The 22,497-nt window shown below is 69.0% G+C and carries 24 protein-coding genes, 1 pseudogene and 1 riboswitch; of the genes and pseudogenes, 16 read left to right on the top strand and 9 right to left on the bottom strand.

Annotated elements, in window-relative coordinates; all coding sequences use genetic code 11:
- Positions 1 to 20 precede the first annotated feature (20 nt).
- Positions 21 to 287, top strand: coding sequence for a hypothetical protein (locus A5646_RS11585; RefSeq protein WP_369806932.1), 267 nt, complete (start codon positions 21 to 23; stop codon positions 285 to 287).
- Here A5646_RS11585 and A5646_RS11580 read toward each other — a convergent pair.
- Both A5646_RS11580 and A5646_RS11575 read right to left on the bottom strand, forming a co-directional pair.
- Positions 236 to 826 (bottom strand): annotated as a pseudogene (locus tag A5646_RS11580) (acyl-CoA dehydrogenase family protein); the annotation flags it as partial. The gene A5646_RS11585 and the pseudogene A5646_RS11580 sit on opposite strands and share 52 nt — an antisense overlap.
- Positions 827 to 836: 10 nt before the next feature.
- On the bottom strand, positions 837 to 2,021 hold the full coding sequence (locus tag A5646_RS11575) for an acyl-CoA dehydrogenase (RefSeq protein ID WP_066872387.1): 1,185 nt from the start codon (positions 2,019 to 2,021) through the stop codon (positions 837 to 839).
- Positions 2,022 to 2,158: 137 nt separating this feature from the next.
- Here A5646_RS11575 and A5646_RS11570 point away from each other — a divergent pair, with 137 nt between their 5' ends.
- From A5646_RS11570 to A5646_RS11560, 3 genes are read left to right on the top strand one after another with little or no spacing between them, the layout of a single operon-like run.
- The gene (locus A5646_RS11570; protein ID WP_066872389.1) at positions 2,159 to 2,530 is read left to right on the top strand and encodes a DUF3054 domain-containing protein; all 372 of its coding nucleotides are present in this window, start codon (positions 2,159 to 2,161) and stop codon (positions 2,528 to 2,530) included.
- A 7-nt stretch (positions 2,531 to 2,537) separates the two neighbouring features.
- On the top strand, positions 2,538 to 3,419 hold the full coding sequence (locus A5646_RS11565; RefSeq protein WP_067021790.1) for a class I SAM-dependent methyltransferase: 882 nt from the start codon (positions 2,538 to 2,540) through the stop codon (positions 3,417 to 3,419).
- A gap of 6 nt (positions 3,420 to 3,425) precedes the next feature.
- A complete protein-coding gene (locus A5646_RS11560; RefSeq protein ID WP_066877862.1) occupies positions 3,426 to 3,929 on the top strand; it encodes a GNAT family N-acetyltransferase in 504 nt (167 codons plus the stop codon).
- A 181-nt stretch (positions 3,930 to 4,110) separates the two neighbouring features.
- Here A5646_RS11560 and A5646_RS11555 read toward each other — a convergent pair whose 3' ends face one another.
- Positions 4,111 to 4,857, bottom strand: coding sequence for an MBL fold metallo-hydrolase (locus A5646_RS11555; protein ID WP_066872395.1), 747 nt, complete (start codon positions 4,855 to 4,857; stop codon positions 4,111 to 4,113).
- Positions 4,858 to 5,030: 173 nt separating this feature from the next.
- Between A5646_RS11555 and fgd the strand changes: the two genes are divergently transcribed.
- The 4 genes from fgd to A5646_RS11535 all read left to right on the top strand — a co-directional run bounded on the left by fgd (position 5,031) and on the right by A5646_RS11535 (position 10,219).
- Entirely contained in the window at positions 5,031 to 6,041 is a 1,011-nt protein-coding gene (gene fgd, locus A5646_RS11550; RefSeq protein WP_007768513.1) for a glucose-6-phosphate dehydrogenase (coenzyme-F420), read from the top strand.
- A 26-nt stretch (positions 6,042 to 6,067) separates the two neighbouring features.
- Positions 6,068 to 8,134, top strand: a complete 2,067-nt coding sequence (pta, locus tag A5646_RS11545) for a phosphate acetyltransferase (RefSeq protein ID WP_067021789.1) — start codon at positions 6,068 to 6,070, stop codon at positions 8,132 to 8,134.
- A complete protein-coding gene (locus A5646_RS11540) occupies positions 8,131 to 9,294 on the top strand; it encodes an acetate kinase (protein WP_156749186.1) in 1,164 nt (387 codons plus the stop codon). The genes pta and A5646_RS11540 overlap by 4 nt, the downstream gene beginning before the upstream one ends.
- 76 nt (positions 9,295 to 9,370) lie before the next feature.
- The gene (locus A5646_RS11535) at positions 9,371 to 10,219 is read left to right on the top strand and encodes an endonuclease domain-containing protein (protein ID WP_066877861.1); all 849 of its coding nucleotides are present in this window, start codon (positions 9,371 to 9,373) and stop codon (positions 10,217 to 10,219) included.
- A 155-nt stretch (positions 10,220 to 10,374) separates the two neighbouring features.
- Here A5646_RS11535 and A5646_RS11530 read toward each other — a convergent pair whose 3' ends face one another.
- The 3 genes from A5646_RS11530 to glnX are packed head-to-tail and all read right to left on the bottom strand — an operon-like array spanning position 10,375 to position 14,965.
- Complete coding sequence (locus tag A5646_RS11530) at positions 10,375 to 12,669, bottom strand: serine/threonine-protein kinase PknG (RefSeq protein WP_066872404.1); 2,295 nt, start codon at positions 12,667 to 12,669, stop codon at positions 10,375 to 10,377.
- A complete protein-coding gene (locus tag A5646_RS11525; protein WP_067021786.1) occupies positions 12,669 to 13,646 on the bottom strand; it encodes a glutamate ABC transporter substrate-binding protein in 978 nt (325 codons plus the stop codon). The genes A5646_RS11530 and A5646_RS11525 overlap by 1 nt, the downstream gene beginning before the upstream one ends.
- Positions 13,646 to 14,965, bottom strand: a complete 1,320-nt coding sequence (gene glnX / locus A5646_RS11520; RefSeq protein ID WP_066872410.1) for a protein kinase G-activating protein GlnX — start codon at positions 14,963 to 14,965, stop codon at positions 13,646 to 13,648. The genes A5646_RS11525 and glnX overlap by 1 nt, the downstream gene beginning before the upstream one ends.
- Positions 14,966 to 15,105: 140 nt before the next feature.
- Between glnX and A5646_RS11515 the strand changes: the two genes are divergently transcribed.
- Positions 15,106 to 15,747: an NUDIX hydrolase gene (locus A5646_RS11515; RefSeq protein WP_067021784.1), complete on the top strand. Its 642-nt coding sequence runs from the start codon at positions 15,106 to 15,108 to the stop codon at positions 15,745 to 15,747.
- Here A5646_RS11515 and thiE read toward each other — a convergent pair.
- Complete coding sequence (gene thiE, locus A5646_RS11510; protein WP_067021783.1) at positions 15,719 to 16,390, bottom strand: thiamine phosphate synthase; 672 nt, start codon at positions 16,388 to 16,390, stop codon at positions 15,719 to 15,721. The genes A5646_RS11515 and thiE overlap by 29 nt on opposite strands.
- A gap of 37 nt (positions 16,391 to 16,427) precedes the next feature.
- Positions 16,428 to 16,565, top strand: a riboswitch (TPP riboswitch).
- A 1-nt stretch (position 16,566) separates the two neighbouring features.
- Here thiE and thiO point away from each other — a divergent pair.
- From thiO to A5646_RS11490, 4 genes are read left to right on the top strand one after another with little or no spacing between them, the layout of a single operon-like run.
- The gene (gene thiO, locus A5646_RS11505; RefSeq protein ID WP_067021792.1) at positions 16,567 to 17,589 is read left to right on the top strand and encodes a glycine oxidase ThiO; all 1,023 of its coding nucleotides are present in this window, start codon (positions 16,567 to 16,569) and stop codon (positions 17,587 to 17,589) included.
- On the top strand, positions 17,586 to 17,783 hold the full coding sequence (gene thiS / locus A5646_RS11500; RefSeq protein WP_066872420.1) for a sulfur carrier protein ThiS: 198 nt from the start codon (positions 17,586 to 17,588) through the stop codon (positions 17,781 to 17,783). The genes thiO and thiS overlap by 4 nt, the downstream gene beginning before the upstream one ends.
- Positions 17,784 to 17,790: 7 nt before the next feature.
- Positions 17,791 to 18,549: a thiazole synthase gene (locus A5646_RS11495; protein ID WP_066877924.1), complete on the top strand. Its 759-nt coding sequence runs from the start codon at positions 17,791 to 17,793 to the stop codon at positions 18,547 to 18,549.
- Entirely contained in the window at positions 18,546 to 19,313 is a 768-nt protein-coding gene (locus A5646_RS11490; protein WP_067021778.1) for an SGNH/GDSL hydrolase family protein, read from the top strand. The genes A5646_RS11495 and A5646_RS11490 overlap by 4 nt, the downstream gene beginning before the upstream one ends.
- 3 nt (positions 19,314 to 19,316) lie before the next feature.
- Here A5646_RS11490 and A5646_RS11485 read toward each other — a convergent pair whose 3' ends face one another.
- Both A5646_RS11485 and A5646_RS11480 read right to left on the bottom strand, forming a co-directional pair.
- The gene (locus A5646_RS11485; protein WP_066872426.1) at positions 19,317 to 19,838 is read right to left on the bottom strand and encodes a serine/threonine protein kinase; all 522 of its coding nucleotides are present in this window, start codon (positions 19,836 to 19,838) and stop codon (positions 19,317 to 19,319) included.
- 91 nt (positions 19,839 to 19,929) lie between these two features.
- Complete coding sequence (locus tag A5646_RS11480; RefSeq protein ID WP_067021776.1) at positions 19,930 to 20,460, bottom strand: serine/threonine protein kinase; 531 nt, start codon at positions 20,458 to 20,460, stop codon at positions 19,930 to 19,932.
- A 335-nt stretch (positions 20,461 to 20,795) separates the two neighbouring features.
- On the opposite strand from A5646_RS11480, the gene A5646_RS11475 reads away from it, so the two are divergent.
- The 3 genes from A5646_RS11475 to A5646_RS11465 all read left to right on the top strand — a co-directional run.
- A complete protein-coding gene (locus A5646_RS11475; protein WP_066872431.1) occupies positions 20,796 to 21,143 on the top strand; it encodes a CD225/dispanin family protein in 348 nt (115 codons plus the stop codon).
- Positions 21,144 to 21,161: 18 nt separating this feature from the next.
- Complete coding sequence (locus A5646_RS11470; RefSeq protein ID WP_066872434.1) at positions 21,162 to 21,587, top strand: DUF2752 domain-containing protein; 426 nt, start codon at positions 21,162 to 21,164, stop codon at positions 21,585 to 21,587.
- A 53-nt stretch (positions 21,588 to 21,640) separates the two neighbouring features.
- The coding region (locus A5646_RS11465) for a PA domain-containing protein (protein ID WP_156748815.1) at positions 21,641 to 22,497 on the top strand (857 nt) is incomplete at its 3' end.

The following is a 22,497-nucleotide window of genomic DNA, read 5'->3' as shown; positions in this document are numbered from 1 at the left end:
GCGACCTCTTCGTCGTCGCGGTGCGCACGTCGCCGGACCGTCACCACGGCCTGTCGCTGCTGGTCGTCGACCCCACCACACCGGGGTTCTCCCGCGGCCGCAACCTGGACAAGATCGGCCTGCACGCCCAGGACACCAGCGAGCTCACCTTCACCGACATGCGGGTGCCCAGGGCCAATCTGCTCGAGGACGAGGGCAAGGGCTTCTACCAGCTGATGAAGAACCTGCCCCAGGAGCGGCTCGCGCTCGGGGTGGGGTCGACGACCAGCAGCGACAGGCCGTGGTGACGGTCCGGCGACGTGCGCACCGCGACGACGAAGAGGTCGCCGATCTGCCCGTTGGAGATGAAGGTCTTGGCGCCGTTGACGACGTAGTCGTCACCGTCGGGCACCGCCGTCGTGCGGATCCCGGCCAGGTCGCTGCCGGTGCCGGGCTCGGTCATCGCGATGGCGAGCACCGTCTCGCCGGTGACCACGCCGGGCAACCAGCGCCGTTGCTGTTCTGGGGTGGTCAGGTCGGTGAGGTAGGGCAGCACCACGTCGTTTTGCAGCGTGAAGGCGATGGCCTCGGCGGCCGCGCCCGCCCGCTGCAACTCGTCGATGACGATCGCGTTGTAGCGGAAGTCGGCCACGCCCGGGCCGCCGAGGCGCTCGGGTACGGAAAAGCCCAGCAGTCCGAGCTTTCCGGCTTCGATGAACAGCGCGCGATCCCACTGGCCGTCCCGTTCCCACTTCTCGTGATTGGGCACGACCGTCCGGTGCACGAAATCGCGTACCAATTCCCGGAACTGGTGATGCTCGGACGTGTACTCGAGGCGTGCGGCCATGGGTCTGTCGTCAGCGGAAGGCGTCGCTGCCGGTGAACGCCTGGCCGAGGACGAGCTGGTGCATCTCCGGTGTGCCCTCGTAGGTCAGCACCGATTCCAGGTTCACCATGTGCCGGATCACGGGGTATTCCAGCGATATCCCGTTGCCGCCCAATATGGTTCGTGCGGTCCGGCAGATCTTGATCGCTTCGCGGGTGTTGTTGAGTTTGCCGAAGCTGACCTGCTCGGGTCGCAGGCCCACGCTGTCCTTGAGGCGGCCGAGGTGCAGCGAGAGCAGCTGGCCCTTGTGCAGCTCGACCGCCATGTCGACGAGCTTGGCCTGGGTCAGCTGAAATCCGGCGATGGGCCGGCCGAACTGGGTGCGCTGCGTGGCGTAATCCAATGCGGCCTGCCACGCCGAGCGCGCCGCTCCCATGGAGCCCCAGACGATTCCGTAACGGGCCTCGGACAGACAGGACAGCGGCCCGCGCAGCCCCTTGGCCTCGGGCAACATCGCCTCGGCGGGCACCCGCACGTCGTCGAGCACCAACTCGCTGGTAATCGAGGCCCGCAGCGACAGCTTGTGATGAATCGTGTTGGCGGAAAAGCCCGGTGTCTTGGTGGGCACGATGAAGCCGCGAATCCCATCGTCGGTGGTGGCCCACACCACCGCGACGTCGGCCACCGAGCCGTTGGTGATCCACAGCTTGCGGCCGTTGAGCACCCAGTCCGAACCGTCTTGGCGCGCCCGGGTTTTCATCGCGGCGGGATCGGAGCCGACATCGGGTTCGGTCAACCCGAAGCAGCCGAGCAGCTCACCGGTGGCCATGCCGGGCAGCCATTCCTGCTTCTGCTCCTCGGACCCGAAATTCCAGATCGCGAACATGGCCAGTGAACCCTGCACCGAGACCATCGACCGAAGACCGGAGTCGGCGGCCTCCAGCTCCACGCACGCCAGCCCGTAGTGCACGGCCGAGGCGCCGCCGCAGCCGTACCCCTCCAGGTGCATGCCCAGCAGCCCGAGCTGACCGAACCCCTTGGCCAGTTCGCGCACCGGGAGGTCGCCGATCTCGAACCACTCCGCCACGTGCGGCAGCACGTTCTCGGCGCAGAATTCCCTGACGGTGTCGCGCACCGCCAGCTCGTCGCTGGATAGCGAGGCGTCGAGGCCGAGCGGGTCGTCGCGGTCGAAGGCGGGCGGTGTCTGAGTGCTCATGTCCTCAGCCTGCCACCGTCGGGCCGCCGGTTACCACCGCCGGACCGGCGGAGTGAATGGGGATTCATTGCTGACGAATCTAGGTTCACCGCGGCTGCGCGGTCAAGGATCATGCGACGTCCCGGTAGTCTCGCTGCATGCTTAGGCTCCGGGGGCCGGCCTGGCTCGCGGTGGATGTCATCGGCGTGCTGGTGTTCTGCGCCGTGGGTCGCCGCAGCCACGACGAAGGTCTCAACATCACCGGCGTCGCCGTGACGGCGTGGCCGTTTCTCACCGGCACCGTCGTCGGGTGGCTCGTCTCCCGCGCGTGGCGCCGGCCGACCGCGGTGGCGCCGACCGGGGTCGTCGTGTGGCTGTGCACGGTGCTCGTCGGCATGCTGTTGCGCAAGGCGACCTCCGCGGGCGTGGCGGCGAGTTTCGTGGTGGTGGCGACGACGGTCACCGCGCTGTTGTTGTTGGGCTGGCGAGTGGCCGCCGGGCTGGCCCTGCGGCGGCGCTCCGGCGTCTGAGGCGACCATGGCGCAGACGGTTGACGTGGCGGTGACCGCAACCTTCGGCGCGGCCGCGCGGGCGGTGGCCACCCACCAGGGCCTGCTGAACGATCCCTTCGCCGAGCCGCTGTTGTGCGCCGTCGGGATCGACTACCTCACCCGCGCGATCACCGATCACGTGTTCGCGGCCGACGAGGGCGACGACCCGGCCATGACGGCGCTGATGGACGCGCTGGCGGCGCACACGCGGTTCGTTGACGAATTCCTGGCCGACGCCGGCCGGGCGGGCATCCGGCAGGTGGTCATCCTGGCGTCGGGCCTCGACACCCGGCCGTACCGGCTGTGGTGGCCCAAGGGCACCACGGTCTACGAGATCGATCGGCCGGAGGTGCTCGACTTCAAAGCCGAGGTGCTGCGCGGGCTGGACGCCACATTGGCCACCCACCGCTGTGCGGTCGGCATCGAGCTGCGCCAGGATTGGCCGGCGGCGCTGCGCCGGGTCGGGTTCGACGCCGCCCAGCCCACGGTCTGGGTCGCCGAGCAGCTGCTCGTCGGCTACCTGCCGCCCGACGAGCAGAACCATGTGCTCGACGCCGTCACCGCCTCGAGCGCCGCCGGTAGCCGGTTCACCGCCGATCACATGCCCACCTGGAATCCGTTGCAGCTCGGGGCCGAGCGTGCATTCGTCGACGGCTGGCGACAGCGCGGTCTAGACGTCGACCTGGCCAGCCTGACCTATCCGGGCGAATACCATTACGTGCCAGAGTATTTGGCGTCCAATGGCTGGGAGACCGCCGGGCGCGGCCTCACCGAACTGCTGGGTGCGCTGGGCCTGGGCAGGCGGCGAAGCGCCGGAGCCGGCGACTCGGAGTTCATCCCGGAATACGTCACCGCGACACGCGTTTGAGTCTTGGTGATGCCGGAATCAACCACGCCCCGCGGCCGACTGCGGTTCGTGTCGGCCACTCACGACGACCCGCTGGCGCAACCGCTGCTGGCCGAACTGGCCGTCGAGTATGCGCAACGGTACGGCGGGACACCGAGCACCCACCTGACCTGGCTGCCCGTGCCGGAGGCCGAGTTGGCGCCGCCGGATGGCGGACTGCTGATCGGCATGGTGGACGGCGAGCCGGTGACCGGCGGCGCGTTTCGCCGGTACGACGCCGAGACCGCCGAGCTCAAGCGGATTTGGACCGACGCCAGGCACCGGCGCCGCGGTTACGCCAAGGCGCTGCTGGCGGCGCTGGAGGCCGAAACCCTGGCGCGTGGGTATCGGCGGCTCTACCTGATCACCGGGAACCGGCAACCGGAGGCCGAGGCGCTCTATGACGCGACGGGATACACCCGGATAACACCGGATCCACTGCCGTCGTGGGGCCCGTTCATTCCGATCGCCTTCGAGAAGTGGCTGGCTTGAGTTGAGTTCGGCGCCTGCGCCGGTCCTCGCCCTCGCCGGTCGAGTGTGAATCGTCGGTTTTCAGTGTGAATCCTTGGCGGCGACACGCCGACAACACCCGCCGTAGGTTCACACTGAAGACCCAGGATTCACGATCAAAGCCCGATGCGATCGATTTAGCAACCGGCACAACGCCTCTCCACTACTGAGCCAGCGAGATGGCGCGCGCAGTCGCTTCCCGGATCGGGCCGCGCCACACGTCGCCGTGACCGGGCAGCAGCACCTCGGTGTCCAGCAGGGCCAGCGCGTCCAGGCTGCGCAGCGAGTTCTGCTGGCTGTGGCTGAACACCGCGGGCAGCAGCTGCGGCCCACCCCGACGCAGCAGTGGGTGCCCGGTGATCAGCGCGTCGCCGCTGACCAGCACCCCGTCCACCACGTACGAGCAGTGCCCGCTGGTGTGCCCGGGGGTGAACACCGGCCGCGGGTGCCCCGGCAGCCCGGCGGCCACCTCGGCGGTCAGTGGCCGGGTGGAGGGGATGCCGTCGCGGATCAGGCCGCCGCTGCGCAACACGTGCAGGCCCCACGCCGCCCAGCGCGGCCGCCAAATACGCAGGGCCACATCGAAAACCGACGCCTGTTCCAGGTATTCGCGTTTGGCGTGGCCCACTTCCTCGGCGTGGCAGTACACGGCGGTGCCGTATTCGTTGGCGAGCCAGATCGCCGAGCCCAGGTGGTCGATGTGGGCGTGCGTGAGCAGGACGGCCCGCACGTCACCGGGGCCGTAGCTCAGCTCCCGCAGCGACGACAGCACGTCCTCGCGGTCGCCGGGATATCCGGCGTCGATCAGCAGCACGCCGGTGCCGTCGACGACCAACGTCCAGTTAACGGCCTCGCCCCGGGCGAGGTAGACCGTGTCGGTCACTTGGACGAGGGTTGGCGCCGATCCCATGCCCGCGAGTGTAGAAGCCGGGCGTAGCGGGTCGCGACCGTCAGCACAGGAGCGATCGCAAGCGCGGCGAAGCCGGGCGTAGCGGGTCGCGACCGTCAGCCAGGAGCGATCGCAAGCGCGGCGAAGCCGGGCGTAGCGGGTCGCGACCATCAGCACAGGAGTAGAAAGAACGAGTGGCTGAACTGAAACTCGGATACAAAGCGTCCGCTGAACAATTTGCACCGCGCGAGCTCGTCGAACTCGCTGTCGCCGCCGAGGGGCACGGCATGGACAGCGCAACCGTCAGTGACCACTTCCAGCCGTGGCGGCACGAGGGCGGACACGCGCCCTTCTCGCTGGCCTGGATGACCGCCGTCGGCGAGCGCACCAAGAGGCTGGTGCTGGGCACCTCGGTGCTCACCCCGACCTTCCGCTACAACCCCGCCGTCATCGCGCAAGCGTTCGCCACGATGGGATGCCTGTACCCGGACCGCATTTTCCTGGGCGTCGGCACCGGCGAGTCGCTCAACGAGATTGCCACCGGTTACGAGGGCGAGTGGCCGGAGTTCAAGGAACGCTATGCCCGGCTGCGCGAATCGGTGCGGCTGATGCGCGAGCTGTGGCTGGGCGACCGGGTGGACTTCGAGGGCGAGTACTACCACACCAAGGGCGCCTCCATCTACGACGTGCCCGAGGGTGGCATCCCGATCTACATCGCCGCGGGCGGTCCCCAGGTGGCCAAGTACGCGGGCCGCGCCGGCGACGGCTTCATCTGCACCTCCGGCAAGGGCGAGGAGCTGTATAAGGACAAGCTGATGCCCGCCATGAAGGAGGGCGCGGAGGCGGCAGGCAAGAATCCCGACGACATCGACCGGATGATCGAAATCAAGATCTCCTACGACACCGACCCGGACAAGGCGCTGGAGAACACCCGGTTCTGGGCGCCGCTGTCGCTGACGGCCGAGCAGAAGACCAGCATTCACGACCCGCTGGAAATGGAGAAGGCCGCCGACGAGCTGCCGATCGAGCAGGTGGCCAAGCGCTGGATCGTGGCGTCGGATCCCGACGAGGCGGTCGAAAAGGTCGGCCAGTACGTGAAATGGGGCCTGAACCACCTGGTGTTCCACGCGCCGGGGCATGACCAGCGCCGGTTCCTGGAGCTCTTCGAGAAGGACCTGGCGCCGCGGTTGCGGCGGCTGGCCTAAGCGGTCTGCGGCGCCGTGCCCGTCCAGTGACAGCGATCTATATCGCGGCCCCCGAGCCGGAGACCGGCAAGTCGACGATCGCGCTGGGGCTGCTGCACCGGTTGACCGCCACGGTCGCCAAAGTCGGTGTGTTCCGCCCGATTACGCGCTCCGACGACGGCGAGGACCGCGACTACATCCTGGAATTGTTGCTGTCGCGGACCACCGCGGGTCTGACCTACGAGCAATGCGTCGGCGTCACCTATGCGCAGCTGCACGCCGACGGTGACGCGGCCATCGCCGCCATCGTCGACGCCTACCACGCGGTGGCCGAGGCGTGCGACGTGGTGGTGATCGTCGGCAGCGACTACACCGACGTGACCCGGCCCGCGGAGCTTTCGACCAACGCGCGCATCGCGGTCAATCTCGGTGCGCCGCTGTTGCTGACGGTCAGTGGCAAGGGGCGCACGGCCGCCGAGGTCGCCAGCGTCGTCGAGGTCTGCCTGGCCGAGCTGGACGCCCAGCACGCCCACACCGCCGCCGTGGTGGCCAACCGCTGTGAGCCGGCCGAGCTGACCGAGGTCGCGCAGGCCCTGCGCAAATTCGCCCAGCGCACCTACGTGCTGCCCGACGCGCCGCTGCTGTCCGCGCCGACGGTGGCCGAGCTGGAAAAGGCCGTCGGCGGGGCGCCGGTCAGCGGCGAAGAGTCACTGCGCGAACGCGAGGTCACCGGCGTGCTGGTCGCCGGGATGACCGCCGACCACGTCCTGGAACGCCTGCGCGACGGCATGGCGGTCATCACCCCCGGCGACCGCTCGGACGTAGTACTGGCCGTGGCCAGTGCCCATGCGGCCGAAGGCTTTCCGTCGCTGTCGTGCATCGTGCTCAACGGCGGTTTCCAGCTGCATCCGTCCATCGCCGACCTGGTCGCCGGGCTTCGGCTGCGCCTGCCCATCGTCGCCACCGCGCTGGGCACCTACGACACCGCCAGCGCGGCGGCGTCGGCCCGGGGCCGGGTCACCGCGACCTCGCAGCGCAAGATCGACACCGCGCTGGAGTTGATGGACAGCCACGTCGACGTCCCCGATCTGCTTGCCCAGCTTGCGATTCCGATTCCCACCGTGGTCACGCCGCAGATGTTCATTCACCAGCTGACGCTGCAGGCACGCGCGGACCGCAAGCACATCGTGCTACCCGAAGGCGACGACGACCGCATTCTGCAGTCGGCGGGCCGGGTGCTGCAGCGCCGCGTCGCCGACCTGACCATCCTGGGCGACGAAGCCCAAATCCGCCAGCGCGCGGGAGAACTCGGGGTGGACCTGGGCGACGCGACCGTGATCGATCCGCGCAGTAGCCCGCTGCGCGACGAGTTCGCCGACCAGTACGCGCAGTTGCGCAAGGCCAAGGGTGTCACGGTCGAGCAGGCCCGCGAGGCCATGCGCGACGCCACGTATTTCGGCACCATGCTGGTGCAGAACTCCCATGTCGACGGCATGGTGTCCGGCGCCGCGCACACCACGGCGCACACCGTTCGGCCGGCATTCGAGATCATCAAGACGGTCCAGGACGTCTCGACGGTGTCCAGCATCTTCCTGATGTGCCTGCCGGATCGGGTGCTGGCCTACGGTGACTGCGCGATCATCCCGAACCCGACGCCCGAGCAGCTGGCCGACATCGCCATCTCCTCGGCACGCACCGCCGCCCAGTTCGGCATCGAACCGCGGGTGGCGATGCTGTCCTACTCGACCGGCGACTCCGGCGCCGGTGCGGACGTCGACAAGGTCAGGACGGCAACGGAATTGGTGCGCAAACGCGACCCCGACCTGCCGGTGGAGGGGCCCATCCAATACGACGCCGCGATCGAACCGTCGGTCGCGGCCACCAAATTGCGGGACTCGCCGGTGGCCGGTCGGGCCACGGTGCTGATCTTCCCCGACCTCAACACCGGCAACAACACCTACAAAGCGGTGCAGCGCAGCGCCGGCGCGCTCGCCATCGGGCCGGTGCTGCAGGGCCTGCGCAAGCCGGTGAACGACCTGTCGCGGGGCGCGCTGGTCGAAGATATCGTCAACACCGTGGCCATCACCGCGATCCAGGCGCAGGGGCGGCCGTGACGGAAACGAGTGGCTCCCGCCTGGTGCTGGTGATCAACTCTGGCTCGTCGTCGCTGAAATACCAAGTGGTCGACCCGGATTCGGGCACAGCCCGGGCGACGGGCCTGGTGGAGCGGATCGGAGAGGAATCGTCGTCGGTTCCCGATCATGACGCCGCGCTGCGCCACGCGTTCGACGCGTTGGCCGATGACGGTATCGACCTGAAGACGAGCGGCATCGTCGCGGTGGGGCACCGAGTGGTGCACGGCGGCAACGCCTTTTATCAGCCCACGCTGCTGGACGACGCGGTGATAGGCCGGCTGCACGAGTTGTCGGAGTTGGCCCCGCTGCACAATCCGCCCGCGCTCAAGGGGATCGAGGTCGCGCGCAAACTGCTGCCCGACATCGCCCACATCGCGGTCTTCGACACCGGATTCTTCCACGACCTGCCGCCGGCGGCAGCCACCTACGCGATCGACCGCGACCTCGCTCAGCGGTATCAGATCCGCCGATACGGGTTCCACGGCACGTCGCACCGCTACGTCAGCGAGCAGGCCGCCGCCTTCCTGGAGCGGCCCGTCGGCGACCTGAAACAGATTGTGCTGCATTTGGGTAACGGTTGCTCCGCCTCGGCGATCGCCGGTTCCCGGCCGCTGGACACCTCGATGGGGCTGACCCCGCTGGAGGGGCTGGTGATGGGTACCCGCAGCGGCGATATCGATCCCAGCGTCGTCGGCTACCTGTCGCACACGGCCGACATGGGCGTCGACGACATCGAGTCCATGCTCAACCAGCGGTCGGGCGTGCTGGGCCTGTCCGGTCAGCGCGACTTTCGCCGGCTGCGGACCATGATCGAATCCGGTGACCAGGCAGCGCAATTGGCCTACAGCGTGTTCACCCACCGGCTGCGCAAGTACGTCGGCGCCTACCTGGCGGTGCTGGGGCACACCGACGTCATCAGCTTCACCGCCGGGATCGGCGAGAACGACGCCGCGGTGCGCCGCGACGCGATGGCCGGCATGGAAGAACTGGGCATCGTGCTCGACGAGCGCCGTAATCTCGGCGGCGGCAAGGGGGCGCGCCAGATCTCGGCCGACGACTCACCGATCGCGGTGCTGGTGATCCCGACCAACGAAGAACTGGCCATCGCCCGCGACTGCGTGAGCGTGCTAGGCGGATAAGTAGCCGATACCGTGCGCTCGGGGCCTGTGCATAGACGCGCCCGCGGACCGCGTTCGACGTGAGATGGTTCGCGGCATGAGGCAAGTGCCGTTTATCGGCAGCGAGGAGCTGGCGTCGGGAAGGCTGAGTCGCCACCAGCTGCGGGCGGCCTACCGCGCGGTGTTTCCGAACGTGTACGTGCCCGCACACGTGGAGCCGTCGCTGCGGGTGCGCATCCGCGCGGCCTGGCTGTGGTCGGGCCGCAGGGCGGTCATCGCGGGAGCGGCCGCGGCGGCGCTGCACGGCGCCGAATGGATTCCCGACGGCGTGCCTGTTGAGCTGATCCATCCCAACACCCGTCCCCCGAACGGCGTGTTGACGCATCGGGAAACGCTGTATGCCGGTGAGACTCAGCGCCAGGACGGTCTGCCCGTCACCACACCGGAGCGAACCGCCTTCGACATCGGGCGGCGGGGCGCGGTGCGGTCCGCCGTGGTGCGGCTCGACGCCCTCGCGCGCGCAACGGGTTTCAAGGTCGACGACGTGCTGCGGGTCGCGATCGCGCACCCTCGATCGCCCGGGCTGCGGGCGTTAGAGGCCGCGCTCGAGCTGGTCGACGCGGGCGCGCAGTCGCCCCGGGAAAGCTACCTGCGGCTGCTGCTCATCGACGCGGGACTGCCGCGGCCGCAGACCCAGATCCCGGTGCTGGGGGCCGACGGCCTGCCGATCGCCTACCTGGACCTGGGCTGGCCGGACGCCATGGTCGGCGTCGAGTATGACGGCGACCAACACCGCACCGACCGACGCCAGTACGTCAAGGACATTCGCCGGATCGAAACGCTGGAGCGGCTGGGCTGGATCGTCGTCCGGGTCGTCGCGGAGGACCGGCCCGCCGCGATCATCCACCGGGTGCGTGCAGCGTTGACGAAATCGACTGTGAAATAGCGGCTTTCAGTGTGAAACCACGGTGTGGTTTGTCGGCGTGTCGCCGCCCAGGGTTCACACTCAACGCCCACGATTCACACTCGACGGGACGCGGGCCGGATGCCGCGCCCAAACGGGCGCCCAACCGGGCCCCGAGTCGCGCCCAACACGAACCCCTAGAACGTGCTGGTGGGGCGAACCCGGTTCGCCATGTCCACCAGCGCGTAGCGGTGCCGCTGGGTGGGGGCGACGCGGGCCAGGTTGCGCAGCGCCGCCTCGACCCCGAGCCGCAGCCCGTGCTCGGTGAACGGGAAGCCCAGGATGTGGTTGGTGCTGGCCTTGTTGTCCTCCAGCCAGTCCATCGCGCAGCCGAGCACCAAGGCGCGGATCTGCAGCACGCGGGGCTCGGTGGGCGGCAGCGCCTCCACCCGCCGCGCCGCGTCGCGGATGTCCTCCTCGGTGATCTCGCTCTTGGTGCGTCCGGATAGCAGCGTCACCGCGCTGGTCAGCCGCGCGGTGGTGAAGTGCCGGGAGGTGGCGGGCACCTCGTCCAGCGTGCGCACCGCGGCGGCCCGATCCCCTTCGGCGGACAGTGATCTGGCCAACCCGAACGCCGCCGAGATCACCCCGTCGTTGGTCTTCCACACCGTCTCGTAGAACTTGTGGTCGTCGACGTCGCCGGCCAGCTCGGCGGTGGCGGCCAGCGCCAGCTTGGGCGCCAGCTCGCCGGGGAAGGTGTCCAGCACTTCGGTGAAATGCGTTGTGGCCGAGTCGTAGTCGCCGGTGAGCAGCTCCGCGACGGCCTTGTACCACACCAGCCGCCATTGCCAGCCCACCCGCTCGGCCAGGTCGTCGAGCTTGCGGGTGGCCTTGGCCACGTCGCCCAGGTCCAGCAGCGCGCGGACCTCCATCAGCGGCAGCTCCACCGACTCGGACACCTCCACGCCGTCGGCGTCCAGCGTGCCGTGCCGGGCCGCGCGCAACGAATCGAGCGTCTGCACCGGCTGGGACAACACCGTCGCCTGTAGGACCGGGGCGGCGACGTCGGCCGGATCGACCAGCGGAACCTGCAGTGCCGTAACGATTTCGCGCGCGGTCAGCTTCTCCGAGTGAACCTGGCCGTCCAGGTACACGTCGGTGTGCGCGACCAGCAGGTCCACCCCGAACGTCGAGCGGCTGGGGGAGAAGATCGTCGACAGGCCGGGCCGCGGGATGCCGGTGTCGTGGGCGACCACCTCGCGCAGCACGCCCATCAGCTGGGCCGACATCTCCTCGGTGCTGCCGAACCGGCGCCGCGGGTCGGGGTCGGTGGCGCGGCGCAACAACCGGCGGAAGGAGTCGTAGGTGGTCAACACCGGGTCGTCCTCGGGCAGGCCGTCGACGTAGCGGCCGTTGCGCGTCTGCAAATTCAGCGTCAGCGCGGCCAGTGTGCGGCCCACCGTGTAGATGTCGGTGGCCACCGTCGGCCCGGTCCGCACGATCTCGGGGGCCTGGAATCCCGGTGTGCCGTAGAGGTATCCGAACGAATTGATCCGCGACACCGCGCCCAGGTCGATCAGCTTGAGCTGCTCCTCGGTGCGCATGATGTTCTCCGGCTTCAGGTCGTTGTAGACCAGGCCGATGGAGTGCAGATAGCTCAGCGCGGGCAGGATCTCCAGCAGGTAGGCGACGGCCTCGGCGACGGGCAGCTTCTCACCCTTGCCGTGCTTGAGCGGCTGCCCACCGACGTACTCCATGACGATGAGGCCGACCGGATTGTTGTGCTGATCCTTGTGCTCGACGAAGTTGAAGATCTGCACGATCTGCGGGTGGACCACCTCGGCGAGGAACTGTCGTTCGGCCATCGCGATCGCCTGGGCCTCCGCGTCGCCGGAGTGCACCAGACCCTTCAGCACCACCGGCCGGTCGTTGACGTTGTGGTCGACCGCCAGATAGACCCACCCCAGGCCGCCGTGGGCGATGCAGCCCTTGACCTCGTACTGGCCCGCGACGATGTCGCCGGGATTAAGTTGCGGCAGAAAGGAATACGGGCTGCCGCAGGACGGGCACCAGCCCTCCGACGTGCCCTTGGCTTTCTTGCTGGACCGGCCCACCGGTTTTCCGCAGTTCCAGCAGAAGCGCTTGGATTCCGGCACCACCGGATTGGTCATCAGGGCTTCGAGCGGGTCGATGTCGCGTCCGCGCGGGATCTCGACCAGGCCGCCGCCGAGCTGGCGGACCGCGGGCAGCGATCGCGTCGCGACCGTCAAGCGGTCCTGCGGATCGGTGTCCAGGGCGCCCAGCGAGATGTGCGGAAAGTCGTCGTCATCGTCGTCGTCGTCGAAATCGGGACGGAACAGCGCCTGGGTGGCCTGCAGCCGCCCGGTCGCCGCGCCGGTCTGGACGTCGGCCGGCTGGGTGCCCGGGGCCACGTCCGCCACGTCTTCCGGGTCGGATTCCGGCTGCTCGGTTTGCTTGTCCGGCTCGGCCATCAGTCCAGATACCTCGGCGTGGGCGGGGCCGGCGCGGGACCCAGCACCGTCAACCACTTGCGGTACAACGTGTTCCACGTACCGTCCCGGCGGATCCGTTCCAGGGTTCCGTTGACGAACCGCACCAGTCCGGTGTTGTTCAGGTTGACCCCGATGCCATAGGGCTGGGTGGCCATGTTGGGCCCGACGATGTGCAGATACGGATCCTCTTCGACCAGCCCGGCCAGGATCGAGTCATCCGTGCTGACCGCGTCGATCTCGCGCTGCTGCATCGCCACCAGGCAGTCGGCCCAGTTGACCACCGACACCACGACCGGCGGCGGATCGATCTGCTGGATGCGGTGCAGCGACGTCGTGCCCTTGGCGACGCAGACGCGCTTGCCGGACAGGTCGGAGACCTTGACGATCGACGAGTCGCGCGGGGCCAGGATGCGCTGGTTGGCGTCGAGGTAGACGGTCGAGAAGTTCACCAGCTTGCGCCGGTCGCAGGTGATGGTCATGGTCTTCACCACGATGTCGACCTCGGAGTTCTGCAGCGCGGTGACCCGCTCGTCCGACGACAGGATCCGGTACTCGACGTGCGAGGGCGCCCCGAAGATGTCGCGCGCGATCTCGCCGGCGATGTCGACGTCGAAACCGGTGATCTCGCCGGTGATCGGGTCGCGGAAGCTGAACAGGTTGCTGCCGATGTCGAGGCCGACGATCAGCCGGCCGCGGGCGCGGATGTCGGCGACGGCGGCGTCGGCCTCCGCCTTGGTGGGGAAGGGCCGCAGGCTGGCGGTCAGGTCGCAGTTCTGGTTCGGGCCGTCGGGCGGCAGCGGCGGCTGCGGCGGCAACTGCTCCATGCCGACCGGTGTCGGCGGCGGCAACGTCGGCACGCTGGCCACCCGCAACGACTCCGTGTGCCCGCAACCTGCCAGCACCACCACCGCGGCGGCCGCGGCGCCCGCCCGGCGAAGCATCCGCAGGCCGAGCATCATCGATACTCTTTCAGCCTCGGCCACAGGCCCAGCGCCACCGCGATGGCGGCGCCGAGGCTGAGCACCACGCCACCCACCTGGGCGCCGGACAGTCCGCTGCGCGCGTTGATGACGTCGTTGCGCAGCGTGATGCGGCCCTGATCCATGGCCTTGACCAGCTCGTCTTCCAGCTTGTCGAACGCGGGGGTCGAGTCTTCCTCGCTGCTGCCCAGCGCCACCTGCGTCGCGGCCCGGTAGTTACCCACCGAGATGTAGGAGGTGATCCGGTCGTTGGCCTGCCGCCAGCGCAGCAACAGCTGGTCGGCGCCCTCGAGGTCCGGCTTGTCGACGGCGTCGCTGCGGGACATGTACTGGTCGAGCTGGCGGTGCATGGAATCGATGCGCTGGTAGAAGGATTGCTTGCGTTTCTCCTCGTCGCCGCGGCGGATCAGCGACAGGGTTTCGTCGGCGCGCGCCTGCTGGGCGGTGATCGCGACGTTGGTGACGGTCTTGAGGGATTCCGCGGCAGTGTCCTTCGCACTACGACTGGCCGTCGTAGAAATGGTCAGCGCAGTTCCAACCCAAACCACCATGACGAGAATAGCGAGTGCGCCCACCACCAGGCCCGGGTTGATTCGGCGGCGGGTGCGCCGCGCCAGCCAGCGGTGCGAGAACGCGCCGAAGATCACGGTGGCGCCGACCACCATGATCACCGGGGCCGGGATCTGCGTCGACGCGGTGGTTTCCGCGTCCACCCGCTCCGACGTCGCCTGATACAGCCGCGCCGCGTCGGGCAGGATCGTCGACTGCATCAGGCCCGAAGCCTCCGACAGGTACGACGAGCCGACGGGATTCCCCTCCCGGTTGTTGGTCCGGGCGATTTCTATCAGGCCGGTGTAGACGGCCAGCTCGGCGTTGATCCGGCCCAACAGCTGCACCAGCGGTTCGTCGGTGAGCCCGCTCGAGGCCCGGGTCACGGCGACGGACGCGTCGGTGATGGCCTGCTCGTAGCGCTGGCGCACCGGCTGTGGTTCCGCCTCGGCGATGAACGCGGTCGCCGCCGCGGCGTCGGCCACCGACAGGGTGGTGTAGAGCCGGCCGGCGGCGAACGACAGCGGCTCGGTGTGGTTGAGCACCGTGGTCAGCACCTGCTGCCGGTGGTTGATGGTGGTCGAGGTGGCGAAGGCGCTGATGCCGCCGAGCGCGGCCAGCACGATGCCGATGGTCAAGATGCGCCCCGGCGTCGTGGAGATGAACCACCAGCGGGGATGAGCCGGTTCGGCCGGCGACCGCGATCCCTGCGGCTCGGTCGACGGGTGTGCCAGCTCAACCGTCACGTTTGATCAGCCCTCATCTCTCGGCCACTCGATTTCGCTGCACGGACCTCTATAAGCGAAGTCTAAGAGCATGTTCGGGTGGATGGGTGGAGGCAGACGCAATTGGCGACGCCCCAACCAAGTCTGCATATCCTGAATCGGTGCAGGGCGACGGTGACGGTTGGGTGATCTCCGACAGCGGCGCCCATTACTGGGGCCGGTACGGCGCGGCGGGTTTGCTGCTGCGGGCCCCGCAGTCCGACGGTACGCCCGCGGTGCTGCTGCAGCATCGCGCCGTGTGGAGCCATCAGGGCGGCACCTGGGGGCTGCCGGGCGGCGCCCGGGACAGCCACGAAACGCCCGAGGAGACCGCGGTCCGCGAGGCGAACGAGGAGGCCGGGTTGCTCGGCGAGCGGCTGGCGGTGCGCGCCACGGTGGTCACGGCCGAGGTCGCCGGCATCGCCGGCACGCAGTGGAGCTACACCACCGTGATCGCCGACGCCGACGAGTTGCTGCACACCGTGCCCAACCGGGAAAGCGCCGAGATGCGCTGGGTCGCCGAAAACGAGGTGGCCGACCTGCCGCTGCACCCGGGCTTCGCCGCCAGCTGGCAGCGGCTGCGCACCGCGCCGGCGGTGTTGCCGCTGGGCGACGGCGACGAGCGGCGGCGATACCTGCCGCGCACGATCGAGATCGAGACCGGCGTCTTCGTCTGGTGCATGCCCGGGCCCCCGGCGCAGGCCGACCAGGCGCCCTCGCAGCTGGCCCGCCGGATCAGCGCGCTGCTGCCAGCGCCGAACTGAGCCGCGTGGCCGCGGCCCGCGGGTCGGCGGCCGCCGTGATGGCCCGCACCACCACGATGCGCCGGGCGCCGGCGTCGAGCACCTCGGGCAGCCGGCGCTCGTCGATGCCGCCGATGGCGAACCACGGCTTGTCGGTTCCCAGCCCGGCGGCCACCTTCACCAGCGGCAGGCCCGGTGCCGCGCGGTCCGGTTTGGTAGGCGTGGGCCAGCACGGCCCGACGCAGAAGTAGTCCGCTTCGCTGCGCGCGGCCGCGGCGGCCTGATCGGCGCTGTGGGTGGACGAGCCGAGCAGCACGTCCGTCCCGACGATGTCGCGCGCGATCCCCAGCGGCAGGTCGCCCTGGCCGAGGTGCAGCACGTCGGCCCCGGCCGCGCGGGCGATGTCGGCGCGGTCGTTGACGGCGAACAGGGCGCCGTGCCGGCGTGCCGCGGCGGCCAGGACCTGACACGCCGCCAGCTCCTCACGCGCCTCCAGCGGGCCGAACCGCTGCTCACCGGCCGAACCCTTGTCGCGCAGCTGGATGATGTCCACGCCGCCGGCCAGGGCGGCGTCGGCGAATTCGGCCAAATCGCCGCGCTCACGGCGCGCGTCGGTGCACAGATAGAGTCGCGCCGCGGCCAGCCGGGCAAGAGGTTGATGCACACCGAGACGCTAGCGCGCTAGCGTGGAGCCGAAGAGAACCACCAGACACGGGAGTCCCGGGTAGTCGAGGCGACTGCGGGGCTGAGAGTGGGCACAGCCGGAGCGACCCGGACCTGCCCTTACCGTCACACCTGATCCGGATCATGCCGGCGAAGGGAGGCTCGAGAATGACCGGGATGCCCTCGGGACCCCCACTGGGGTCCCTGGCCGTCGTCGGCGGCGGCGTCATCGGGCTGGCGGTGGCGCGCCGCGCCGCGCAGGCCGGCTGGTCGGTGCGGGTGCATCGCAGCGACCACCAGGGCGCATCCTGGGTGGCCGGCGGCATGCTGGCGCCGCACAGCGAAGGCTGGCCCGGCGAGGAGCGGTTGCTGCGGCTGGGCCTGGAATCGCTGCGGCTGTGGCGCGAGGGCGGTTTCACCGACGGGCTGCCGCCCGGGGTGGTCACCGCGCGCGAGTCGCTGGTGGTGGCCGTCGACCGCGCCGACGTCGCCGACCTGCGCACCGTCGCGGACTGGTTGTCCGGCCAGGGGCACCCGGTGGTCTGGGAATCGGCGGCCCGCGACGTCGAACCGCTGCTGGCGCAGGGCATCAGGCACGGCTTCCGGGCGCCCACCGAACTGGCCGTGGACAACCGCGCGGTGCTCGACGCGCTGGCCGCCGAGTGTGAGCGCCTCGGGGTGCGGTGGGCGCCGGCGGTGCACGAGCTGTCGCGCGTCGAGGCCGACGCGGTGGTGATCGCCAACGGCATCGACGCGCCGGCGTTGTGGCCGGGCCTGCCGGTGCGCCCGGTGAAGGGCGAGGTGCTGCGGCTGCGGTGGCGCAAGGGTTGTATGCCGTTGCCGCGGCGGGTGATTCGCGCCCGGGTGCACGGACGGCAGGTGTACCTGGTGCCCCGCGCGGACGGAGTGGTCGTCGGCGCCACCCAGTACGAGCACGGGCGCGACACGGCCCCGGTCGTGTCGGGGGTGCGCGACCTGCTCGACGACGCGTGCGCGGTGCTGCCGGCGCTGGGCGAATACGAGTTGGCCGAATGCGCCGCCGGGCTGCGCCCGATGACCCCGGACAATCTTCCGTTGGTGCATCGCCTGGATGCGCGGACGCTGGTCGCCGCGGGCCACGGCCGGTCGGGATTCCTGTTGGCGCCCTGGACGGCAGAACAGATCGTGTCCGAACTGGCCCCGGTGGGAGCACACCCATGATCGTTCTGGTCAACGAACAGAAGGTCGACGTCGACGCGCCCATCACGGTCGCCGCGTTACTGCAGTCCTTGGGGTTCCCGGACCGCGGGGTGGCCGTGGCCATGGATGACACGGTGCTACCGCGATCCCGTTGGGCCACCGAGCTATTCGACGGTGCCCGGCTCGAGGTGGTGACGGCGGTGCAAGGTGGCTAAATCCGAGATGCCCAAGCTGACCATCGGAGACCGCAGCTTCGCGTCGCGGCTCATCATGGGGACTGGCGGCGCGAGCAACCTGGCGGTGCTCGAAGAGGCGCTGGTGGCCTCGGGCACCGAACTGACCACCGTCGCGATCCGCCGCGTCGACGCCGAGGGCGGCACCGGATTGCTCGATCTGCTCAACCGGCTGGGCATCACGCCGCTGCCCAACACAGCGGGATGCCGCGGCGCGGCCGAGGCGGTGCTCACCGCACAGTTGGCGCGCGAGGCGCTGAACACCAACTGGATCAAGCTCGAGGTGATCGCCGACGAACGCACGCTGCTGCCCGACGCGGTCGAATTGGTGCGAGCCGCAGAGCAATTGGTCGATGACGGGTTCGTCGTGCTGCCCTATACCAACGACGATCCGGTGCTGGCGCGCCGGCTCGAGGACGCCGGCTGCGCGGCCGTCATGCCGCTGGGTTCGCCGATCGGCACCGGCCTGGGCATCACCAACCCGCACAACATCGAGATGATCGTCGCCGGGGCCGGCGTTCCGGTGGTGCTCGACGCCGGCATCGGAACCGCCAGCGATGCCGCGCTGGCGATGGAATTGGGTTGCGACGCCGTACTTCTGGCGACCGCGGTGACCCGGGCCGCCGATCCGGCGGCGATGGCCGCCGCGATGGCCGCCGCGGTCACGGCCGGGTATCTGGCCCGCCGCGCCGGACGGATCCCGAAGCGGTTCTGGGCGCAGGCTTCCAGCCCCAGCCTAAGTCAATGAATCGTTATGTGGCGCTAGGCAGTTCGATGGCCGCGGGCCCGGGCATCCGTCCCCGCGCGGCAGGGGCTCCGCGATGGTCGGGTCGATCCGCACGCAACTACGCCCACCTGATCGCGCAGCGTCACGGCTACGACCTGGTCGACGTCACCTTTTCCGGGGCGACCACCGCCCACGTGCTCACCGAAAGCCAGCGCGGGGCGCCACCCCAGATCGCCGCGCTGGACGGCACCGAAAGTCTGGTCACCGTCACCATCGGCGGCAACGACGTCGGCTACATCCCGCTGCTGATGGCGGCGTCGCTGCCGCGGGCACTGCGGCACCTGCCGTTGCTGGGGGACCGCATCACCGAACTGCTGGACCGCCAAGCGCGAGATGCGGCCTTGGACGCGGTGTTTGAATCGCTGTGCGCGGTCGGCCGGGAAGTGCGCCACCGGTGCGCGGGGGCACGGATATTCTTCGTCGACTACCTGACGATGCTGCCGCCGCCGGGTGTGCCGGCCGCGCCGCTGTCGAGCGCCGACGCCGACCTGGGTCGCCACGTGGCCGCGACGCTGGAGACGATGACGGCCGATGCCGCCGCGGCGACCGGCTGCGGACTCATCCGCGCCGCCGCGGCCAGCCGGGAGCACCACGCATGGTCGGCAGAGCCCTGGACGACGCTGCCGACCCGCTTGGGTGTGTCACTGCCCGGACGCCCCGCTCCGTTGCACCCGAACGCCGACGGGATGCGCGCGGTAGCGGATCTGGTTGCGGCCGCGCTCTAAGCGTCAGCCGTTGGTGCGCCACCACTGGTAGAGCGCGTTGACATCGGAGTTGGCCGACGTGAGATGTCCCAACACGTTTTTGGCGTCGGTGGTCCAGGTCAGCGTCGCGTAGTTCTTGTAGGTGCCGCAGGCGATCTGGCCGCCCGTCTGGCCGTTCTGCTTCCAGGTTCCCGGTGACTGCCCGGCGTCCCCGCACGCGGCCAGGGACACGTCCTTGATCGTAGAACTGAACGCGGAGCCCAGGTTCGTGCTGTTGGAGAAGAGCGCGTAGACACCCGATCCCGGTCCGCTGGAGTCGGGGCTTTGCCCGCACACCAGTTCGGCCAGCTCGCCTGCCTCGGTCAGCTCTTGGGACTTGCAGTTGTTCAGGCCGTAACCCTTCGACAGCGAGGCGGCCAGCGTGTTCAGGTCCGCCGCGTTACCCGTGTTGGGTTCGGCGCTTGCGGTGGCACAACCCGCGAAAGCCAAACTGCCCGTAAAGGCTGTGGCCGACACGACTCGCAGCGCGGTGTTGAGATGTGACATTTTCCTGACTCCCTGCGGTTGATGGAAATAAAGAGGGGCGAACGTCTCTCGGTCATCTGTTCTTGAATCGGTTGCGGCCCTTCGCCGAATCTCACCCGTTGGCGCGCCACCACCGGTAGAGCGCGGCCACGTCGGTGTTGGACGCGCGCAGGTAGCTCAGCGTGTTCTTGGCGTCGGTGGTCCAGATGATCTCGGCGCCGTTGCGGTACGTGCCGCAGGCCGCCTGACCGGCGCTGTCGGCGGCGCCGTCCTTGTGCCAGGTCGACGGCGACTGGGTGGCGTCCCCGCAGGGGGTCAGGACGTCCTCTTTGATGGTGGCCTTAAACGAGGTGGCCAAGTTGGCGGCGTTGGTGAACAGGACGTACTTGGCCTGAACCGGGCCGCTCGGGTCGGGACTCTGCCCGCAGTTGAGTACCGCCAGTTGCGTGCTGCGGTCGATGTTTCCGGCGGTGCAGTTGTTCAGGCCGTAGCCCTTCGACAGCGAGGCCGCAAGCGCGTTGATATCCGACGGGTTGCCGGTGGTGGCCGGGTCCGCGCTCGCAGTGACGCCGCCCGCTAAGGCCGAACCGGCCATGAGGGCCGTTAAGACCGCTGCCCTCAGCACGTTGCTGAAATCAGACATGAATGGCTCCTTAACGGCGGCTTCTAAACACGGATAGTAGGTCTATGTCGTGGTAAAGCAATACGTTCCGCAGGCAATTGTCTGTGTAGGCATCCTTCGTCGGCTCAACGGGCAGAGGCCCAGGAAAATGATAGTGCCGCGCGGCTTGCGCCGCCCGCTCGCGAATTATGTTGAGTCCGGCGGTAATCGAGCCGCCCGGTGAATGCGGTGGCGTCTCCGGCGCGTTGCGCCCGGCCCGGCCTAAACCAGATTTTGCATTGCTAGTGCCGATCAGAGTCCGCTCGGGTATGGTTAGACCGCTTTACGTCAGCTAACTTCTCTGGACTGGAGAATCCATGACACAACCCCCTCCTCCGCCGCCCAATTACCCGCCGCCGTCTCCCGGTTACCCGCCGCAGCAGCCGGCCGGCGAAGCGCCGAATAACTATCTGGTGTGGTCGATTCTGGCGACCCTGTTCTGCTGTCTTCCCTTCGGAATCGTGGCGATAGTCAAGTCGAGCCAGGTCAATGGGTTGTGGGCGCAGGGACGTTATGCCGAGGCGCAGGCGTCCGCCGAAAGTGCCAAGAAATGGGTGATCTGGTCGGTAGCCATCGGCATCGTGGTGGGCATCATCTACGGCATTTTGATGGCGGTCGGCGCGCTCAACACGGACACCAACGCGGCACTCGCCGCGATGTTCTAAAGGTTCTAGAGTTCGATCATGGTGACCCGCTGGGGGGCGGCGCACGCGAGCTTGGGTGCGCCACTGGTCGTGGCCGCATCCACGACGCTGATGTGCGCCGCCATCTGGGCGGGTGACCCGACCACACCGAACGGTCCGCTGCCGGTCTGCCCCACCAAGGCGTTGTTGGGGATCGACTGTCCCGGCTGCGGCAGCTTGCGGATGGTGTATTCGCTCTTGCACGGCAACCTGTTGGCGGCCGCCAGGTTCAACGCGTTGGGCCTGGCGGCTGTCGCGCTGCTGGCGTGGGCCTACTTCTCCTGGACCTACGGGCGCCTGGTGGGCCGGCGCATCCGCAGCTGGCAGCACCGGCGCTGGGCCGCCGCCGTGACGCTGTCGCTGGTGCTGGCCTGGTTCGTGGTGCGCAACATCCCCTTTGCGCCCTTCAGCGCACTGCATGTCTGATACCGCCGTGTCCTGATCCGGGCCGGTTCGGCAGCGGTCTAACCTGGGGCGCGATGGTGAACAAATCCACGACGATTCCGGCGATGCTGGCCGTGATCGCCCTGACCGCGTTCTCGACCGGCTGCTCGCATCGGTCGTCCGACTCGCAGCAAACGCACCCCGGCGCGGCCGAATTCGCCGCCGGCCTGCGCGACAAGGTCACCACCGACGCGATGATGGCCCACCTGACCAAGCTGCAAGACATCGCCAACGCCAACAACGGCACCCGGGCGGTGGGCACGCCCGGCTACGAGGCCAGCGTCGACTATGTGGTGAACGTCTTGCGCGGCAGCGGATTTGACGTGCAGACCCCGGAATTCTCGGCGCGCGTGTTCCACGCCGAGAAGCCGGAGCTCACCGTCGGCGGCAAGTCGGTGGAGGCGCACGCGCTGGACTTCAGCCTGGGCACCCCGCCGGCCGGCGTGAGCGGGCCGCTCCTCGCCGCACCGCCGGACAACTTGGGTTGCGCGGCCGCCGACTACGCCGCCCTGCCGCTGCAGGGCGCCGTGGTGCTGGTGGACCGCGGCACCTGCCCGTTCGCACAGAAGGAAAACGCCGCGGCACAGCGCGGCGCCGTGGCGATGATCATCGCCGACAACGTCGACGAACAACAGATGGGCGGCACGCTCGGCCCGACCACCGAGGTGAAGATTCCGGTGCTGAGCGTCACCAAGTCGGTGGGGGTGCAGCTGCGCGGCCAGCCCGGCCCCACCACCATCAAACTCAACGCGAGCGTCCAAAGCTTCCGCGCCCGCAACGTGATTGCGCAGACCAAGACCGGGTCGGCGACCGACGTGGTGATGGCCGGGGCCCACTTGGACAGCGTTCCCGACGGGCCGGGCATCAACGACAACGGATCGGGCGTGGCCGC

The organism is Mycobacterium sp. 1245499.0 (assembly GCF_001673615.1).
GTDB lineage: Bacteria > Actinomycetota > Actinomycetes > Mycobacteriales > Mycobacteriaceae > Mycobacterium > Mycobacterium europaeum_A.
The sequence above is the reverse complement of the archived record's forward strand: the minus strand, read 5'-3'. Positions and strand labels throughout refer to the sequence as shown.

Bases quoted from the DNA above. Each gene is read 5' to 3' on its own strand.
- A5646_RS11575 (WP_066872387.1), bottom strand. From the start codon at position 2,021: ATGAGCACTCAGACACCGCCCGCCTTCGACCGCGACGACCCGCTCGGC.
- A5646_RS11570 (WP_066872389.1), top strand. From the start codon at position 2,159: ATGCTTAGGCTCCGGGGGCCGGCCTGGCTCGCGGTGGATGTCATCGGC.
- A5646_RS11565 (WP_067021790.1), top strand. From the start codon at position 2,538: ATGGCGCAGACGGTTGACGTGGCGGTGACCGCAACCTTCGGCGCGGCC.
- A5646_RS11555 (WP_066872395.1), bottom strand. From the start codon at position 4,857: ATGGGATCGGCGCCAACCCTCGTCCAAGTGACCGACACGGTCTACCTC.
- A5646_RS11535 (WP_066877861.1), top strand. From the start codon at position 9,371: ATGAGGCAAGTGCCGTTTATCGGCAGCGAGGAGCTGGCGTCGGGAAGG.
- A5646_RS11530 (WP_066872404.1), bottom strand. From the start codon at position 12,669: ATGGCCGAGCCGGACAAGCAAACCGAGCAGCCGGAATCCGACCCGGAA.
- A5646_RS11525 (WP_067021786.1), bottom strand. From the start codon at position 13,646: ATGCTCGGCCTGCGGATGCTTCGCCGGGCGGGCGCCGCGGCCGCCGCG.
- thiO (WP_067021792.1), top strand. From the start codon at position 16,567: ATGCCCTCGGGACCCCCACTGGGGTCCCTGGCCGTCGTCGGCGGCGGC.
- thiS (WP_066872420.1), top strand. From the start codon at position 17,586: ATGATCGTTCTGGTCAACGAACAGAAGGTCGACGTCGACGCGCCCATC.
- A5646_RS11495 (WP_066877924.1), top strand. From the start codon at position 17,791: ATGCCCAAGCTGACCATCGGAGACCGCAGCTTCGCGTCGCGGCTCATC.
- A5646_RS11490 (WP_067021778.1), top strand. From the start codon at position 18,546: ATGAATCGTTATGTGGCGCTAGGCAGTTCGATGGCCGCGGGCCCGGGC.
- A5646_RS11485 (WP_066872426.1), bottom strand. From the start codon at position 19,838: ATGTCACATCTCAACACCGCGCTGCGAGTCGTGTCGGCCACAGCCTTT.
- A5646_RS11480 (WP_067021776.1), bottom strand. From the start codon at position 20,460: ATGTCTGATTTCAGCAACGTGCTGAGGGCAGCGGTCTTAACGGCCCTC.
- A5646_RS11475 (WP_066872431.1), top strand. From the start codon at position 20,796: ATGACACAACCCCCTCCTCCGCCGCCCAATTACCCGCCGCCGTCTCCC.
- A5646_RS11470 (WP_066872434.1), top strand. From the start codon at position 21,162: ATGGTGACCCGCTGGGGGGCGGCGCACGCGAGCTTGGGTGCGCCACTG.